At 53.3% G+C, this 17,638-nt stretch carries 15 protein-coding genes; all 15 read right to left on the bottom strand.

The window, feature by feature from the left end:
• Positions 1 to 124 precede the first annotated feature (124 nt).
• Positions 125 to 397, bottom strand: coding sequence for a DUF1292 domain-containing protein (locus NOS26_RS07330; protein ID WP_014016151.1), 273 nt, complete (start codon positions 395 to 397; stop codon positions 125 to 127).
• 11 nt (positions 398 to 408) lie between these two features.
• Positions 409 to 825, bottom strand: coding sequence for a Holliday junction resolvase RuvX (gene ruvX, locus NOS26_RS07325; RefSeq protein WP_014016150.1), 417 nt, complete (start codon positions 823 to 825; stop codon positions 409 to 411).
• Between the two features lie 7 nt (positions 826 to 832).
• Positions 833 to 1,093 carry an IreB family regulatory phosphoprotein gene (locus NOS26_RS07320; protein WP_027895127.1) on the bottom strand — a complete coding sequence of 87 codons (261 nt, stop codon included), beginning with the start codon at positions 1,091 to 1,093 and terminating at the stop codon, positions 833 to 835.
• A 46-nt stretch (positions 1,094 to 1,139) separates the two neighbouring features.
• Positions 1,140 to 3,740 carry an alanine--tRNA ligase gene (alaS, locus tag NOS26_RS07315; RefSeq protein WP_255917503.1) on the bottom strand — a complete coding sequence of 867 codons (2,601 nt, stop codon included), beginning with the start codon at positions 3,738 to 3,740 and terminating at the stop codon, positions 1,140 to 1,142.
• A 158-nt stretch (positions 3,741 to 3,898) separates the two neighbouring features.
• Positions 3,899 to 4,642 (bottom strand): C40 family peptidase, encoded by a 744-nt coding sequence (locus NOS26_RS07310; RefSeq protein WP_014016147.1) that lies wholly within the window; start codon positions 4,640 to 4,642, stop codon positions 3,899 to 3,901.
• A 41-nt stretch (positions 4,643 to 4,683) separates the two neighbouring features.
• The gene (locus tag NOS26_RS07305) at positions 4,684 to 5,610 is read right to left on the bottom strand and encodes a glycosyltransferase family 2 protein (RefSeq protein ID WP_022497869.1); all 927 of its coding nucleotides are present in this window, start codon (positions 5,608 to 5,610) and stop codon (positions 4,684 to 4,686) included.
• A 36-nt stretch (positions 5,611 to 5,646) separates the two neighbouring features.
• Positions 5,647 to 6,018, bottom strand: a complete 372-nt coding sequence (locus NOS26_RS07300; RefSeq protein WP_170101292.1) for a co-chaperone YbbN — start codon at positions 6,016 to 6,018, stop codon at positions 5,647 to 5,649.
• Between the two features lie 217 nt (positions 6,019 to 6,235).
• Positions 6,236 to 6,871: a ribosome biogenesis GTP-binding protein YihA/YsxC gene (gene yihA, locus NOS26_RS07295; protein WP_014016144.1), complete on the bottom strand. Its 636-nt coding sequence runs from the start codon at positions 6,869 to 6,871 to the stop codon at positions 6,236 to 6,238.
• Positions 6,871 to 9,204: an endopeptidase La gene (lon, locus tag NOS26_RS07290; RefSeq protein ID WP_072981743.1), complete on the bottom strand. Its 2,334-nt coding sequence runs from the start codon at positions 9,202 to 9,204 to the stop codon at positions 6,871 to 6,873. The genes yihA and lon overlap by 1 nt, the downstream gene beginning before the upstream one ends.
• Positions 9,205 to 9,276: 72 nt before the next feature.
• The gene (gene clpX, locus NOS26_RS07285) at positions 9,277 to 10,515 is read right to left on the bottom strand and encodes an ATP-dependent Clp protease ATP-binding subunit ClpX (RefSeq protein ID WP_014016142.1); all 1,239 of its coding nucleotides are present in this window, start codon (positions 10,513 to 10,515) and stop codon (positions 9,277 to 9,279) included.
• Positions 10,516 to 10,532: 17 nt separating this feature from the next.
• Positions 10,533 to 11,129 carry an ATP-dependent Clp endopeptidase proteolytic subunit ClpP gene (clpP, locus tag NOS26_RS07280; protein ID WP_027895124.1) on the bottom strand — a complete coding sequence of 199 codons (597 nt, stop codon included), beginning with the start codon at positions 11,127 to 11,129 and terminating at the stop codon, positions 10,533 to 10,535.
• 41 nt (positions 11,130 to 11,170) lie between these two features.
• Entirely contained in the window at positions 11,171 to 12,514 is a 1,344-nt protein-coding gene (gene tig, locus NOS26_RS07275; protein WP_072981745.1) for a trigger factor, read from the bottom strand.
• Positions 12,515 to 12,747: 233 nt separating this feature from the next.
• Positions 12,748 to 15,174, bottom strand: a complete 2,427-nt coding sequence (gene pheT / locus NOS26_RS07270) for a phenylalanine--tRNA ligase subunit beta (protein ID WP_255917490.1) — start codon at positions 15,172 to 15,174, stop codon at positions 12,748 to 12,750.
• Positions 15,175 to 15,187: 13 nt separating this feature from the next.
• On the bottom strand, positions 15,188 to 16,213 hold the full coding sequence (pheS, locus tag NOS26_RS07265; RefSeq protein ID WP_014016138.1) for a phenylalanine--tRNA ligase subunit alpha: 1,026 nt from the start codon (positions 16,211 to 16,213) through the stop codon (positions 15,188 to 15,190).
• Between the two features lie 279 nt (positions 16,214 to 16,492).
• Positions 16,493 to 17,632 carry an acyl-CoA dehydrogenase family protein gene (locus tag NOS26_RS07260; protein ID WP_014016137.1) on the bottom strand — a complete coding sequence of 380 codons (1,140 nt, stop codon included), beginning with the start codon at positions 17,630 to 17,632 and terminating at the stop codon, positions 16,493 to 16,495.
• Positions 17,633 to 17,638: the final 6 nt, after the last annotated feature.

Here is a 17,638-nt window from a genome sequence, read left to right as displayed (position 1 = left end):
GTGGCTAGTAGATGGCTCTAAATTTAAGCCCTCTTCTACAAACTACAAACTCCGTACTACAAACAATAAAGAAAGGAGCATCACATGACGACAGAAGCCTTCCTGTGACGCTCTCTCCAGTCACTTATTCATCTAAGAGTTCATCGAATTTTGCATTGGCTGCTTCAAATTCTTCGTCCGTCGGTGCGACGTAGACGTCTTCACCATCTTCCTGGTCGACGCGGGCTATGATAGCATCGCCGCCTTCTTCGTCTTCTGTGACTTCGACGAGCAGGGCGAATACGTTGCCATCGAGGGAGATGCGCTGCACTTCCTGATATTCCACTTCGTTGCCTTCGTCATCAGTTGCGGTTACGATGATGACTTCTTCTAATTCGTTGTTCATTTCTTCCGACATAATAGTCCTCCTTAATGAGATTGAGCGTCTAAATAATTCTGTAAAATGAGGATGGCTGCCATTTTATCGACAAACTTCTTGCGCTTTTCGCGGCGCACATTGCCTTCCTTCAATACATTCTGGGCCATGACGGTCGTCAGGCGTTCATCCCAATAGACAATGTCTATATCCGGGACGGTTTGCTGGAATCGTTCGACGAATTCTTCGATTTTCTTCATATTCTCGCTGTAGTCACCGTTCATATGACGCGGTTTGCCTACGACGATGCGATGTACTTCTTTTTCTTTGATCAGTTCGCGCAGACGAGCAAAGTCTGCTTCATCGGATTGACGGCGGATCGTTTCTACGCCCTGTGCCGTAATCAGCAAGGCATCGCTGCAGGCAACGCCGATGGTCTTGGAACCGACATCGAGTCCTAAAATTCTCATATGTCTCCTATAAATTGTGCTGTTTGACGTACGAACGGACTAATTCTTCGATGAGCTCATCCCGTTCGATGCGCCGGATATTGCTGCGAGCATTGTTGTGGCTCGTGATGTACGTCGGGTCACCGGACAGGAGATAGCCTACGATCTGATTAATCGGGTTGTATCCTTTTTCTTCCAATGCATGGTACACATCTTCCAGAATCATGGATGCAACGGTCTTTTCTTCACTTCGGTTTTGCATAATCATCGTTTCGTCGCTTACTGCCATGTTCACTCACATCCTTTTTTATTCGATTGGCATGACTGCCAAAAATCTATGCTAAAATATCGCTTACGGCCTGGACGCCTGCTTTCAGGGCTTCTGCCAATTTTTCCGGTTCTTTGCCGCCAGCCTGAGCCATGTCGGGACGGCCGCCGCCGTTGCCACCAGCAGCCTGAGCCGCTGCTTTGATGATCTTGCCGGCATGGAGTCCTTTTTTCGTATCGCCCTTGGCGACTTTGCAGACGAAGTTGACTTTGTCACCATGGGTCATGCCCAGGAGGACGACGCCGCTGCCGAGTTTATCCAGGACGGTATCGGCCAAATCGCGCAGGTTGTCCATGGAATCGGCCTGAGCCGAAGCTGCGACGACGGGGACGCCGCCGATGTCTTCCTTCGCTGCCAAGATGCTGTCCATATCGGACAAGGCTGCGTCTTTCTTGAGCTGTGCCAATTCTTTTTCCGTATCCTTCAACTGGGCCAGGAGAGCTTCCAGTTTAGCCGGTGCGTCGCCGACTTTGGCTTTCAAGAGGCCTGCCAGCTGCTGCAGTTCCTGCGATTCGTCCTTGGCCAGCTTGAGGGCTGCCGGACCGGTGACGGCTTCGATGCGGCGTACGCCGGAACCCGTACCGGTTTCGCTGGTAATGCGGAAGGAGCCGATGACCGACGTATTGGCGACATGAGAACCGCCGCAGAGTTCGCAGCTGAAGTCGTCGACGGAGACGACGCGGACGACATCACCATATTTTTCACCGAACAAGGCCATGGCGCCTTTTTCCTTAGCGGCATCCAGAGCCATTTCTTCGATGGTAACAGGGACGTTCTTGAGGATTTCTTCGTTGACCAGGGCTTCGATTTTATCCAATTCGGCTTGCGTGACCGGCGAGAAATGGGTGAAGTCGAAGCGCAGGTGATCCGGCATGACCAGGGAGCCGGCCTGATTGACGTGGTTGCCCAGTACCTTGCGGAGGGCAGCCTGTAAGAGGTGCGTTGCCGTGTGGTTGCGAGCCAGGTTCAGATGACGCTGCTTGTCGACGGCGATATCGACGGCGTCGCCTGTCCGGAGGACGCCTTCTGTGATTTCAGCGATGAGGTATACCAAGCCATTCGGGAGTGCCTGGGCATCGGTAACCTTGGCCTTGCCTTCAGCCGCACAGAGGACGCCGGTATCGCTGAGCTGGCCGCCGCCTTCGGCATGGAAGGGGTTGTCATCGAGGATGATCGTCACTTCCTGGCCATCGCGGGCTTCGCTGATTTCGACACCGTCCTTGCCAATCATGGCAATCGTCGCTTTGACAGCACTTTCGTCGTTGACCAGTTTGGACTGGTCCAGTTTCGTCGTATCCGGCGTAGCGACTTTGGCCGAAACCTTGGTATGCGCAGCGCGGGCCCGGTCCTGCTGTTCCTTCATGGCTGCCTGGAAGCCGTCTTTATCGACTTTGAAACCCTGTTCGCCAGCGATTTCTTCAGTCAGTTCCATCGGGAAGCCATACGTATCATAGAGCTTGAAGACTTCTGCCCCTGTGAGGACTTTGTCGTCACCGACATGGGCCATCATATCATTGAGCAGTTCCATGCCCTGTGCCAGGGTAGCACTGAACTGTTTTTCTTCGGTATTGATGATCTGTTTGATGAGGGCTTCGTGTTCCCGCGTTTCCGGATATTCGTCGCCGAGGATGTCCAGGACCGTATCGACGAGGCCTGCCAGGAAGAGGTCCTGAATACCCAGGAGACGGCCGAAGCGGACGGCACGGCGCAGGATACGGCGCAGGACGTAGCCGCGGCCTTCATTGGACGGCAGGATGCCATCGGAAATCATGAAGGTAATGGCACGGATATGGTCGGCAATGACCTTCATGGCCATCTTCTGCCGGGGATCACTGTAATCGCCGCCGGAAATGGCGATGACTTTTTCAATGATCGGGAAGATGAGATCCGTTTCAAAGTTCGATTCTTTCTGCTGGATGACCGAAGCCAGTCGTTCCAGGCCGCAGCCCGTATCGATGTTCTTCTTGGCCAGCGGTTCGTACTTGCCGTCTTTGGTGCGGTTGTACTGGGTAAAGACGAGGTTCCAGATTTCCAGATAGCGGTCGCAGTCGCAGCCGACAGTGCATGTCGGTTTGCCACAGCCCCGTTCCGGGCCGAGGTCATAGAAGATTTCGCTGTCCGGACCGCACGGGCCTTCGCCGATTTCCCAGAAGTTATCGTCGAATTTGAAAATCCGTTCATCAGCCAGGCCGATCATATTATGCCAGTAATCATAGGCTTCTTTATCGTCAGGATAAATGGTGACATACAATTTGTCCGTATCCAGTTCCAAGACCTTGGTCAGAAATTCCCAGGCCCAGGAAATGGCTTCTTTCTTGAAATAATTGCCGAACGAGAAGTTGCCCAGCATTTCAAAGAACGTATGGTGACGGGCTGTACGGCCTACGTTGTCGATATCGTCGGTGCGGATGCACTTCTGGCTGGTCGTGACGCGGTACGACGGCGGTACGAGCTTCCCCGTGAAATACGGCTTGAGCGGTGCCATGCCGGCGCCGATGAGGAGCAGGCTCGGGTCGTTTTCCGGAATGAGCGGAAAGCTGTGCAGGATCAAATGCTCCTTGCTCTTAAAGAATTGTAAATAAGCTTTGCGGATTTCATTACCCGTCATGTACTTCATATCGTAAACACTCCCTCTAAATATCTTTCTACATGGGAAAATTATACGCTCATTTCCCCCTGTTCGGCAACCTTTTCTTGTTATTTTTTATCCCACAGGCCGGTTGTATAAGGAAAGGCTAGAGGACGACTGTTCCCTAGCCAGTTTGCCTATCTCCGGACCCGTGTAGCACCGACATAGCGCGGCGACCAATAACCGCTGTCGAGGCTGTCTACGCGGATACCGCCACTGCTGGTGGCACTGATGAAATTGTTGTTGCCGACATAGATGCCCGTATGGGATACGCCTGGTTCATACGTCGTAAAGAAAACCAGGTCGCCCGGCATGAGTTCGCTCCGGCGGACCCGCTGGCCCACTTCATATTGTTCATCGGCCAGGCGCGGCAGGTTGATGCCATTATGGGAAAAGACATATTTCGTAAAGCCTGAGCAGTCGAAGCCTTCAGCCGGCGTATTCCCGCCGAATACGTAAGGAATCCCTAAATACTGATAAGCGGAATGGACCAGCTGGTTGCCGAAGGCATCGCCGCCGCTGAAATGGCGGTATTTGCTGATAGCACCATTGTTGAAGCGCGTACTCTGCCCTTTCTTCATGACCGGCTTCGGCGGCAGTTTGGAACGATTGCCTGTCAGGAGATAATACGTCCAGCCGCCGACCTTGCCGCTGACCTGGATCTTCTTATCTTTCTGATACTGCGATACAGCCTGTGCCGTATCTTTCGTATAAACGCCGTTGACATTGACCCGATAGCCTTTGCTGCGAAGGATCTGCTGAATGGAACGGACTTCATCGCCCCGGCTGCCAATGGTCAGCGGGGAAGCTGCCAGCACCGGCAGGGCGGCGAAAACGAAAAGTGCGGCCAATATCCAAACTTTACTGATTTTTTTCCACATAAATACTCCTCTCTGTCTCGAAGGCCATACAACGCAAGGGCTTACCTGTCTTTATGCTGGCCGAGTTCAGCCCGCAGCCAATACAGAGGTCTATGCTTTACCTCTTCAAATATACGTCCTATATACTCTCCGATGACACCGATAAAAATGAGCTGAAAGCCGCTGAACAGGCAGTCGACAATCATCGTCGTCGTCCAGCCCTGTACGGCTTCGCCCACGATATTACAGTAAATGACATGCAGGATCAGTAGCAGGCTCAATAAGCCGCTCAGCATGCCGACGTAAAAGGAAACCCGCAGGGGAATCTTAGAATAAGCCATGATCCCGTCGAGGGCAAAATGCAGCATCTTGCGCACGGAAAACTTGGATTTCCCGGCATAGCGCCTCGGCGCTACGAAATGAATGAAGGTCTGGGTATAGCCGATATCGCCGATCATGCCGCGGATGAAGCGGTCGTGTTCGCGGAACTGCTTGAATGTTTCCAGTACCCTTTTGTCGATGAGGCGGAAATCGGATCCGCCCGGTGTGATGTGGACCGGAGATACAGTATTCAATATACGGTAATACCATTTCGACGTCATCCGTTTGAGGAAACCCGCATCGTCTGTCGATTCACGTATCGTCTGGACGACATCGTTGCCTTCGCGCCATTTCCGGACCAGTTCAGGAATCATCGATGGCGGATGCTGCAAATCACCATCCATGGTGATCACGGCGTCGCCAATTGCATGATCCATGCCGCAGGTAATGGCCAGCTGATGACCGAAATTACGAGCCAGGATAAAAGCCCGTACGTGTCCATCCTGCTGGGTCAGGCGGCTGAGGATGAGGGGCGTCGCATCTTTGGAACCATCGTCGACAAAGATAATTTCATAGTCCATATCAAGTGTCGCTGCGGCTTTCGTCGCCTCTTCATAGAACTTCTCAATGTTCGGCTGTTCGTTATATACTGGAACGACAATAGACAATACCTGTCGTCCCGTCCCTCTCGTTTCTAAATTCAATTATATCATCCCAATATTTTTGTTGTCAAAACCGGCCGCCTTGTTTTCTGCCACGACAGATGCCAGGAACTTGCTGATTTCTACCTGCGAGGCATAGCCGATAATGCGTTTCAGCGGTTTCCCGTCCTTAAAGAACAATAACGTCGGAACCGCCATGATTTCATATTTTTCGGCAACATTCCGCATGGTATCGACATTGATGCGTACCACTTTCACAGCATCGCCAAAATTCGCGGCTGCCTGGCTGATTTCTGAATGAACCATCTTGCACGGCTCGCACCAGGGAGCCCAGAAGTCTGCGATGACAATGCCCGGCTGGCGAAGGACCTTCACGGAAAAATCAGCATCACTGTCAATCGAAACTACCGCCATGATTATGCAACCTCCCATCTGGCCGACAATAAATCAAATTAATTATACCACTTTCGCTTAATGAAGCCAACTAGAAAGATTGTTCTTTGTAAAGGGAGCAAAAAAGGAGCTGTCCTTTGAAGACAGCTCCTTTTTGGGTTTGAAGTTGAAAGTTTGATGTTTGATGTGGATGGGGTAAAATTTAAAAGCCATCGCCTCAAACATCATGCATCAAACCTCAAACATTAAACCGAAGCACCCGTTCGAAGAGGTTCTTGGCCAAAGGGCCGAAGCCGTCGCGTTTGAGCGACGAATAGGCCAGGGCCGGCCGGTCCGACGGGAAGAGTTTATTTAACTGGGCCAGGTTGCGGTTCTTTTCGTTGGCCTTGAGCTTATCGGCCTTGGTCCCGACGATCTGCAGGGGTACGCCGGCACTGGACAGCCAGTCATAGGCCTGCTGGTCGATGGCCAGGCCCGGGTGGCGCAGGTCGACGAGCAGACAGAGGACGCAGAGGTTCGGCGACTGCGTGACGTATTCGCCGATGAAAGCACTCCACATGTCGCGGTTCTTGCCGCCGGTCTTGGCAAAGCCATAGCCCGGCAGGTCGACTAAATAGAAAGGCAGCCGCTGCTCCCCTTCTGCTTCATCGCGCCGCCGCAGGGCGGCACTGAAATAGTTGATGGTCTGGGTCTTTCCCGGAGCACCGCTGACGCGGGCCAGGCCGCGGTGGTTGCACAGGGAATTGATCAGGCTCGATTTACCTACGTTGGAACGGCCGAGGAAGGCCACTTCCGGTACAGACCCTTCAGGGTACTGGTCGCGGCGGACAGCCGTCGTGGCATAAGCGGCCTTGATGATATCGTACGAAGCCATCAGGACTTCACCAGTGCCTGAGCCAGCACTTCATCCATATGATGAACAAAGACGAATTTGACATCCTTTTTGACCGACTGCGGCACTTCGTCCATATCTCGCTTGTTTTCTTCCGGCAGGAGGATCTTCTTGATACCCGCCCGATGAGCAGCGATGACTTTTTCTTTGATGCCGCCTACGGGCAGGACCGTGCCGCGCAGGGTAATTTCGCCGGTCATGGCGACATCGTGGCGGACGGCTTTGCCCGTCAGGGCCGATGTGATGGCCGTCGCCATGGTGATACCTGCTGATGGGCCATCCTTGGGGATAGCTCCTTCAGGCAGATGGATGTGCAAGTCCATGTTGGCGTAGAAATCGGCATCGATGCCCAGGACATCGGCCCGGCTGCGGACGTAGGTCACACCGGCTTCAGCCGATTCTTTCATGACATCGCCGAGCTGGCCTGTGAGCAGCAGGCGGCCCTTCCCTTTGACGGCAACGGCTTCTGTTTCCAGGACTTCCCCGCCGACCTGGGTCCAGGCCATGCCGGTGACGATACCGACTTCATCGTCCTTATGGACCGTTTCCGGCAGGAATTTGACCGGGCCGAGCAGTTTTTCCAGGTTCTTGACAGAAACGCTGAGCGGCACTTCATCATTCATGAGCAGGGACTTGCCGATACGGCGGCAGACCGTACCGATCGTCTTTTCCAGGTTACGGACGCCGGATTCCCTCGTATACCCTTCGATGATACGGCGCAGGACGGCGTCGGAGAACTTGGCCTGACTCGGCCGGAGGCCGTTTTCTTTCACCTGCTTCGGTACCAGATAGCGCTTGGCGATCTGGACCTTTTCCTCTTCTGTATAACTCGTGAAGTCGATGATTTCCATGCGGTCCATGAGGGGCCGGGGAATATCACTGAGGACGTTGGCCGTCGTGATCCAGAATACTTTCGACAAGTCGAAAGGCAGTTCCAGGAAATGATCGCTGAAAGTATTGTTCTGTTCCGGATCGAGGACTTCCAGCATGGCCGACGACGGGTCGCCGCGCATATCAGAAGTCATCTTGTCGATTTCATCGAGGAGGAAGACCGGGTTCTTGACACCGGCCTGCTTCATGCCGGCCAGGATGCGGCCCGGCAGGGCTCCGATGTAGGTGCGGCGATGGCCGCGGATTTCGGCTTCGTCGCGGACGCCGCCCAGGGATACGCGGACGTACTTGCGGTTCATGGCGCGGGCAATGGATTTGGCAATGCTCGTCTTACCCGTTCCCGGAGGGCCGACGAAGCAGAGGATCGGCCCTTTCAGGCTGTTCGTCAGCTGTTTGACTGCTAAATATTCGATGATGCGGTCTTTGACCTTCTTCAGTCCGTAATGATCTTCGTCGAGGACTTTCTGCGCTTCATTGAGATCCAGGCGGTCCTTGGTTTCCTTCTTCCAAGGCAGGGCCATGGCCCAGTCGAGGTAAGTACGGATGATTGCCGATTCTGCCATCATGGGCGGCATGGAATCGAGGCGGTCTACTTCTTTGAGCAGGGCTTTTTCGATGTCTTCATCGAGTTTCATCTTCTTGATCTTATCGCGAAGTTCCTGGACTTCCGTATCCTTATCGACTTTATCGCCCAATTCTTCATGAATGGCCTTGATCTTTTCACGCAGGTAATATTCTTTCTGCTGCTGGTCCATCTTGCCGCGGACTTCCATGTTCAGCTTCGATTCCAGGTTGGCAATATCGACTTCCGTATCCAAGAGGGACGCAATACGGCGCAGGCGCGCTTCGACATCGGCCGTTTCCAGGAGCTGCTGGCGGATGACGATCCGCAGGGGCAGCTGGGAAGCGGCAAAGTCAGCCAGGACACCCGGTTCGTCGATGTTCTTGGCATTTTCACTGGCTTCTTCTCCATCGCGGAGATTGCCCAGCCAATCGAGGAGGCGCTTGAGGACAACCCGGCGCAGGGCTTCTTCTTCCACTTCATTGCGGCTGATTTCGGCCACTTTGACAGCCGCCCCTTCGAGGTAATCGGCCTTCTGGGAAAAGCCCTGCATGCGGACGCGGGAAATCCCGTTGACCAGGATGCGGACCAGGCCACCAGGCATGCGCAGGAGCTGTTCTATCTTGACCAGGCAGCCGATGGTATAGACATCGTCAAAACCTGGATTGTCTTCGTTTTCATCGACCTGGGTAGCTACCAGGAGCTGCCGGTCGTGTTCCATGGCATAATCGACGGCTGCCAGGGATTTATCGCGGCCGATGTCGATGTGGCTGACCAGCTTCGGATAGACCACGATGCCCCGGAGCGGGACAAAGGGCAAAGCCAGGATATCTTGTTCATTGAGCACAACGTTTTCGCTCATACGTTTCACCTTCTTCTATGGAAAAATAAAACTCATTTCCGGTTCAAGAAATGAGTTTTATTGTACATTATATCATTTTGCCTCTTTCAGTACGAGGTCGGGCTCAGCGCCTTCTTTGACGCATTTTTCCGTCACGACGCACTTGCTGACATCGTCGCGGCTCGGTACATCAAACATGACGTCGAGCATGATCCGTTCGATGATGGAGCGAAGCCCACGGGCACCGGTATTGCGCCGCAGCGCTTCCTTGGCAATGGCCTGAAGAGCTTCTGGCGTAAATTCGAGATCTACGTCATCCATGGACAGCATCTTCTGATACTGCTTGACCAGGGCGTTCTTCGGTTCTGTCAAGATATGTACCATCGCATCTTCATCGAGAGGATTGAGGGTAACCAATACGGGCAGGCGGCCAATCAATTCCGGGATGAGGCCGAACTTCTGGAGGTCCGTCGGGATGATTTCCTTGAGGAGCGATTCCATGGAGTGTTCGGACTTGGAGTGGATGTCCGCACCAAAGCCCATGTTCTTATCGGTCGTACGGTTGAGGATGGTCTTGTCGATACCATCGAAAGCGCCGCCGCAGATGAACAGGATGTTCGTAGTGTCGATCTGAAGCATTTCCTGATGAGGATGCTTGCGGCCGCCCTGAGGCGGAACACCGGCAACAGTCCCTTCGAGGATCTTCAAAAGGGCCTGCTGAACGCCTTCACCGGAAACGTCGCGAGTAATGGACGGGTTTTCCGATTTACGGGCAATCTTATCGATTTCGTCGATATAGATGATGCCCCGTTCAGCTTTGGCAATATCGTAATCAGCAGCCTGGATGAGCTTGAGCAGGCAGTTTTCGACGTCTTCGCCGACATAGCCGGCTTCGGTCAGGCTCGTCGCATCGGCGATGGCAAAGGGCACATCGAGGAGACGGGCCAGGGTCTGGGCCAGGAGGGTCTTGCCGCTCCCGGTCGGGCCGACCATGACGATATTCGATTTCTGGAGCTCTACATCGTCATCAGAGGCGCTGAAATTGGTCTGGAGCCGCTTGTAATGGTTGTACACAGCGACGGAAAGAGTCTTCTTGGCTGCTTCCTGACCGATGACGTATTCATCAAGGGTGGCCTTGATTTCATGCGGTGTCGGCAGGTCTTTCAGCTGAAAGTCCGGCGTTTCTTCCGCCTTTTCCTCTTCCATGATGTGCTGCGCTACGGCAACACATTCGTCGCAAATGTAGACGCCCGGGCCGGCAATGAGCTTCTGTACTTCACTCTGGGGCCGGCCGCAGAAACTGCAACGCGGTTCATCATTCCTATCGTTCATCTTGTCTTCCTCCTGTCCTATTTCGTTTCATCCGGCAGCGGACGGGTCAGGATTTCATCGATAAGGCCGTAGGCCTTGGCTTCTTCAGCGGTCATGAAATTATCCCGTTCCGTATCCTTCTGGATGACGTCAATGGGCTGTCCTGTATGTTTAGACAAGATGCCGTTCAATTCCTTGCGCATGCGCAGGATTTCGCGGGCATGGATTTCGATTTCCGTAGCCTGGCCCTGTACACCGCCGAGAGGCTGGTGGATCATGACCTGGGAGTGCGGCAGGGCAAAGCGTTTGCCCTTGGCACCGGCTGTCAGGAGTACCGACGCCATGCTGGCAGCGGAACCGACACAAATCGTCGAGACGTCCGGCTTGATGTACTGCATGGTATCGTAAATGGCCATGCCTGCCGTGACGACGCCGCCAGGGCTGTTGATGTATAAATGGATATCCTTGTCAGGATTTTCTGCTTCCAGGAAAAGGAGCTGGGCAATGATGCTGTTGGCAACGGCATCATCGATGGGGCCGCCGAGGAAGACGATGCGGTCTTTCAAGAGGCGGGAATAAATATCATAGCTCCGTTCACCTTGCGCCGTCTGTTCGACGACAATCGGTACATACATATTTGTCAAAACTAACACCTCCGGAGAATGCGTTTCCCGGATTAGTCTTCAGCCTTAACTTCTTCAGCTTTAGCTTCTTCTTTCTTGTCTTCGTTCGGGTCGACGGCATTTTTGAGGATGAAGCTTGCTGCTTTTTTACGGCCGACAGACTGTACAAGCATGGGAACGCGATGTTCTTTCAAAATAATCTTGTAGACTTCTTTCGGGTCTGCGCCGAAGTTCTGGGCCATCGTAATGATTTCAGCCTGGAGATCGATGTCTTTGACTTCGATGTTTTCAGCTTTAGCGATAGCTTCGAGAACGAGGTCCATTTTTACGTTTTCTTTAGCCGGTTCAGCGTAATGTTCCTTGAGTTTGTCCATATCCTGGCCCATGTATTTGAGATAATCGTCGAGGCTCATGCGCTGTGTTTCCAGTTTCATAGCCAGTTCTTCGATCATCTGGTCGATCTTGTCGTCGATCATGACCTGCGGGATATCGACTTCTGCGTTGTTGACGGCTGTCTTCAAGACTTCAGAGTTGAATTTTTCCAAAGCCTGGAAGGAAACTTTCGATTCGAGGCGTTTGCGGATGTCGGCTTTGAGGTCGTCGACGCTGTCGAATTTGCCGGCTTCTTTAGCAAATTCATCGTCGATGGCCGGGAGTTCGCTGCGTTTTACGTCGTTGACTTTAACGGCGAAGACAGCTTCTTTGCCAGCCAGGGATTTTTCAAAGTAATCTTCCGGGAAGGTGACTTTGACGTCTTTTTCGTCGCCAGCTTTGCAGCCGATGAGCTGATCTTCAAAGCCAGGGATGAAGCTGCCGGAGCCAATCTGGAGCGGATAGGATTTGCCTTCGCCGCCTTCGAATGCGACGCCGTCGACAGTGCCTTTGAAATCGATTACAGCGAAGTCATCTTTTGCGATTTCCGTGCCTTCCGGAGCTACGACGAGTTTTGCATGCTGTTTCTGGAGGTTAACCAATTCTTTGGAAACGTCTTCGTCGGTTACGTCGACTTTATCTTTGGCAACGGTGATGCCTTTATATTCGCCGAGTTTGACTTCCGGTTTTTTCGTGACCGTAGCTTCAAATACGACATCTTTGCCTTTTTCGTCAGTAATGACGTTCAATTCCGGTTCAGTTACAGGAACGATGCCTTCCTGGTCGAGGGCGTCGCTGTAGGCTTTATTGGCAATAGCTTCAAAAACTTCCTGTTTGACAGCATCTTTGCCCAAGAAGCTTTCCAGTACCATGCGCGGTGCTTTCCCTTTACGGAAGCCCGGGATATTGACACGGCTTGCCAAGTTCTTGCAAGCGGCTGCAGCCTGTTTGGAAGCATCTTTAGCAGGCACTTCAATGTGCAGGGTTACTTTGTGCTGGTCTACTTCATTTACTGTTACGTTCATTCTAAGTATGTCCTCCTTATGGGCCGGTAGAGCCCTGAATATCTCTAAAATACCATATTACGCTCTACATCATACCACAACTTTACTTTTTTTACAATACGCGATAAAGAGGCTGTCCATGGAGACAGCCTCTTTATCTGTTTGATGTTAAAGGTTTGATGTTTGATGTAGAAGAGGTTAAATTTAAAAACAATCACTTCAAACTTCAAACCCCAAACTTCAAACACAAAATTCTACCGCAATTCGCAGCCGAATTTTTCTTTCAGGTCTTTGACGATGGCGTCGACCGGGGCCTGGATGTCGGCATCGGTCAGGGTCCCTTCTTCGGAACGGAAGACTAAGGAATAAGCCAGGCTCTTGTAGCCCTGCGGTACCTGTTTGCCCGTATACATGTCGAAGAGATGGACTGCTTCCAGATTTTCGCCGCCGTCTTCTTTGATGACATCGACGATGTCGGCATTGGTCGTAGCCAGCGGTGCCAGGAAAGCCAGATCGCGGCTCGATGCCGGGAACTTGGCGACTTTGTGATAATCCGGCAGGAGGTTGACCAAAGGCAGGATGGCGTCCATGTGCATTTCAAAGACGTAGACCGGGCCGGCGACGTCGTAATTGTCGACGGCTTTGGGATGGAGTTCGCCGAAGTCGCAGAGGACTTTGCCGTCTTTGACATAGCGAGCAGCCTTCCCCGGATGAAGCGGTGCCCAGTCGGAGACTTCCAGGTCAGCCTGGATGCCCAGTCCCTGGAGGACGGTTTCGACGAGGCCCTTGACGTCATAGAAGTCGTAATTTTCCGCTTTTTCCGGCCATTCGGCTGCCGTGCGCTGTCCATAGAGAAGGCCAGTGACATAGAATTCCTGTTCCGGCAGTTCCGTCAGGGGCAGCTGTTTCGGGCGATAGACCGGGGCGATTTCATAGATGCCGACAGACGGATTCTTGACGGCCTGGTTGCGGACCAGGACATCCATCAGCGTCGGGATGAGCGTCGTCCGCATGAGCGGGAAGTCTTCCGTAATCGGGTTGAGGATCGGTACGGCATTGTATACGGCGTCACCGTCTTTGAAGAGGAGCTTCTTCAGCTGGTCCGGATGCATGAAGCTGAAGGTGACCGTTTCGTTGAGGCCGCTGCTGCTGAGGATGGACGAAATCTTTTCGCCTACATCGTGATGGAAGCCGGCTTCCCCTTTGGAGATAGGCGCTGCCGGGCGCGTAGACGGGATATTTTCGTAGCCGTAGACGCGGGCTACTTCTTCGGCGATATCCGGCATTTCCGTGCAGTCGCCGCGATAGCTGGGGACGACAGCAGTTAACGTATTACCGTCTTTTTCGATGCCGAACTGCAAGGTTTCCAGGATGTGGACCATGTCGGCTTCCGTGATTTCTGTGCCCAGGAACTTGTTGACCTGAGCTGCCGTAAAGGCAATGCGCGTCGTAGCTTGCGGTTTCGGATAGACATCGACGACGCCTTTGGCTACGTCGCAGGCCCCCATTTCCTGAAGGAGCTGGGCGCAGCGGTCGATGGAGTTGATGCAGCTGTCCGAATCGAGGCCTCGTTCAAAACGGCCCGAAGCTTCCGAGCGCAGGCCGAGCATACGGCCGGTATGACGGATATTGGAGCCCTTGAAGGATGCACATTCGAGGATGACCGTCGTCGTCTGGTCCGTGACTTCCGAATCCATGCCGCCCATGATGCCGGCGATGCAGCAGGCTTTTTCTTCATCGGCAATGACCAGCATGTTGTCCGTCAATTTGCGGTCTACATCGTCCAGCGTCTTCATGGCTTCGTCAGCCTGAGCCCGGCGGGCAATGAGATGATGGCCGGCGACTTTATCGTAGTCATAAGCATGGAGAGGGATGCCCAATTCGATCATCGTGTAGTTCGTGGCATCGACGACGTTGTTGATGGGACGGACGCCGGACTTGCGCAGGCGCTGCTGCATCCACATAGGCGACTTGCCGATTTTGACATTCAGGAGCAGGCGGGCCGTATAGCGGCTGCACAGTTCGTCATCGTCGATGGAAACTTTGACTTTTCCGTCGATAGGCGTATCACATTCCTTGACGGAAATTTCCGGATAGCGGGCTTCTTTACCGCTGAGGACGGCAAATTCACGGGACAAGCCGACCATGGAGAAGCAGTCTGCCCGGTTCGCTGTCAATTCATATTCATAGACGACGTCGCGGACCTGGAGATAGTCGGCAGCGTCGACGCCGAGCGGCGTATCCGGCGGCAGGATCCAGATGCCTTCTCGTTCTTCCGGCAGGAGCAGGCTGTCATCGAAGCCAAATTCGTGAGCCGAGCAGAACATGCCGTTGGACAAGACACCACGCAGCTTCGAGCGCTTGATCTTCGTGCCGCCCGGCAGATGAGCGCCGTGGACAGCGACGGGGACGACCTGGCCGACGCGGACGTTGGTCGCAGCCGTGACGATCTGGAGTTGTTCGTCGCCCATGTCTACCTGGCAGACGACGAGTTTATCGGCATCGGGATGTTTATCGATCTGAAGGATCTTCCCGGTCTTTACTTTCTTGACTTCTGTACCCCAGTATTCCACCTGTTCGACAGGGATACCGGCAATGGTCAGTTTATCGGCAAATACCTGCATGTCCTGGTTCATGTCGACGTCGACATAATCCTGCATCCATGTTAAAGAACTTTTCATTATTCATACCCTCCTAGAACTGGTTCAAGAACCGCATATCGTTTTCATAGAACAAGCGCAAATCATCGATGCCGTATTTCAGCATGGCAATGCGTTCGACGCCCATGCCAAAAGCAAAGCCCGTGACGACATCCGGGTCATAGCCGTTCATGCGCAGGACGCTGGGGTTGACCATGCCGCAGCCGAGGATTTCCAGCCAGCCCGTGTGGGAGCAGACCCGGCAGCCTTTGCCGCCGCACATGACACAGGAAATATCGACTTCAGCACTCGGTTCCGTAAAGGGGAAGTAGCTGGCGCGGAAACGGACTTTCGTCTGGGCGCCGAAAATATCGCGGAGGAAGTCTTCCAGCATCCCTTTGAGGTCAGAGAAGCGGATGTCCTTGTCGATGATCATGCCTTCCATCTGATGGAAGACCGGCGAATGGGTCGCATCATAGTCACAGCGATATACCTTGCCCGGCGCGATGATCTTGAACGGTTCATTGGGCTTATGGGCCTGCAGCGTCCGTGCCTGCATGCCCGACGTGTGGGTCCGCAAGAGGATATTATCCGTAATATACATGGAGTCCTGCATATCCCGGGCCGGATGATCTTCCGGCAGGTTCAGGCACTGGAAGTTGTAATAGTCCGATTCGATATCGTTCCCTTCGACGATGGAAAAGCCCATGCGCAGGAAGGAATCTTCCATGAGGCGCAGCGTCTGATGGAGCGGATGTTCATGGCCCATGACCGGTTTGCGGCCCGGCAGGGTAATGTCGATTTTTTCCGATTCGATCTTGGCAGCCAGTTCCTGGGCCTTGACTTCTTCCATCTTGGCCTTTAACTGTTCTTCAATGGCATTGCGGGCCGTATTGACGAGCTGCCCGATTTTTGGTCGTTCTTCTTTGGAAAAATTCTTCATTTCCTTCATGATCGCTGTCAGTTCCCCTTTTTTACCCAAGAACTTGACGCGGATATCTTGTACGTCCTGAAGATGTTCGCTCTTGGCGAGCTGTTCATTGACGGCCGCTTTAATGGCCTCGATCTTATCACTGATCATATTTTTCTTCCTCCTACTGGCGAGTACAAAAAAAATAGACTCCCGCCCCTAAAGGGGCGAAAGTCTGATTCGCGGTACCACCCTACTTGATTCTCGATTGTCCTGTAACGGGAACCCCCGTCCTGCCTACTCCGTTCAACAGGAGGCTCTAAAGTGAACGCATGGAACTTCCGGCACCGGGCTCTCAATCCATGGCCCGGATTTCCTGTAGGCGGAGTCAGTTCCATCCCCTCTTTATCATTGCCATAATATACCTCTATGGGTTTGTTATCTATTGTATCAGTAAAGTGTCTTATTTGCAATAACCAAACGCTGAATTTGGTTGGTGCCTTCATAAATCTGCATGATTTTGGCGTCGCGCATATATTTTTCGACAGGATATTCCTTGATATAGCCATAGCCGCCCATGACCTGGACTGCATCGGTCGTGACCTGCATAGCCACGTCGGACGCATTGCATTTAGCAATAGCCGCTTCACGGCTGAAGTCCATGCCCTGGTCCTTCATCCAGCAGGCGCGATGGACGAGGAGGCGGGCGCCTTCGACTTTCATAGCCATATCGGCGATCATAGCCTGGACCATTTCAAAGGAAGCGATGGGTTTGCCGAACTGGACGCGGACTTTGGCGTATTCACAGCAGGCGCGGAAAGCCGCTTCGGCAATGCCGACGGAAACGGCGCCGACGAAAGGACGGGCAGCGTCCAGGGTATCCATGGCGATACGGAAGCCGTGGCCTTCCCGGCCGAGACGGTTTTCGACCGGCACGAAGCAGTCCTGGAAGATGAGTTCTGTCGTATTGGAAGCGCGGATGCCCATTTTATTTTCAGCTTTGCCGACGGTGAAGCCTGGCGTCCCCTTGCGGACGATGAAGGCTGTCAATCCGCGGATGCCGCCGCTCTTGCGGGTATTGGCGAAGACGACGAAGACTTCGGCCAGGGCCCCGTTGGTAATGAAGCATTTCGTGCCGTTGAGGATATAGCCCTTGCCATCTTCGGTCTTCATGGCACGCGTCGAAACGGAACCGGCATCGGAACCAGTCCCCGGTTCGGTCAGGGCGAAAGCAGCCAGGTTGTCATCGTTGATGATGTCGAAGTAGCGTTTCTTCTGGTCATCGTTGCCGGCAATGATGACCGGATACGAAGCCAGGGCATTGGCAGCCACCGTCGTAGCGACACCGGCACAGCCTTTGCCTAATTCTTCATAAATAGCGGCAATGGTGATGGCGTCGAGGCCAGCTCCGCCAAATTCTTCGGGAATAGCGACGCCCAGCAGGCCCTGAGCAGCCAATTTTTCGAGGAGCCCTTCATGGAGTTTCCCCGTTTCATCCATTTCTGCAGCGTAGGGGACGATTTCTTTTTCCACCAGGTCGCGGACGACTTTGATGATTTCTTTCTGTTCGTCGTTATAAGCAAAATCCATCTTGTA

Origin of the sequence: Megasphaera sp. SC8-1, from assembly GCF_024436295.1 — a bacterium.
Lineage (GTDB): Bacteria > Bacillota > Negativicutes > Veillonellales > Megasphaeraceae > Megasphaera > Megasphaera elsdenii.
This window is presented reverse-complemented; position numbering and strand designations above follow the sequence as displayed.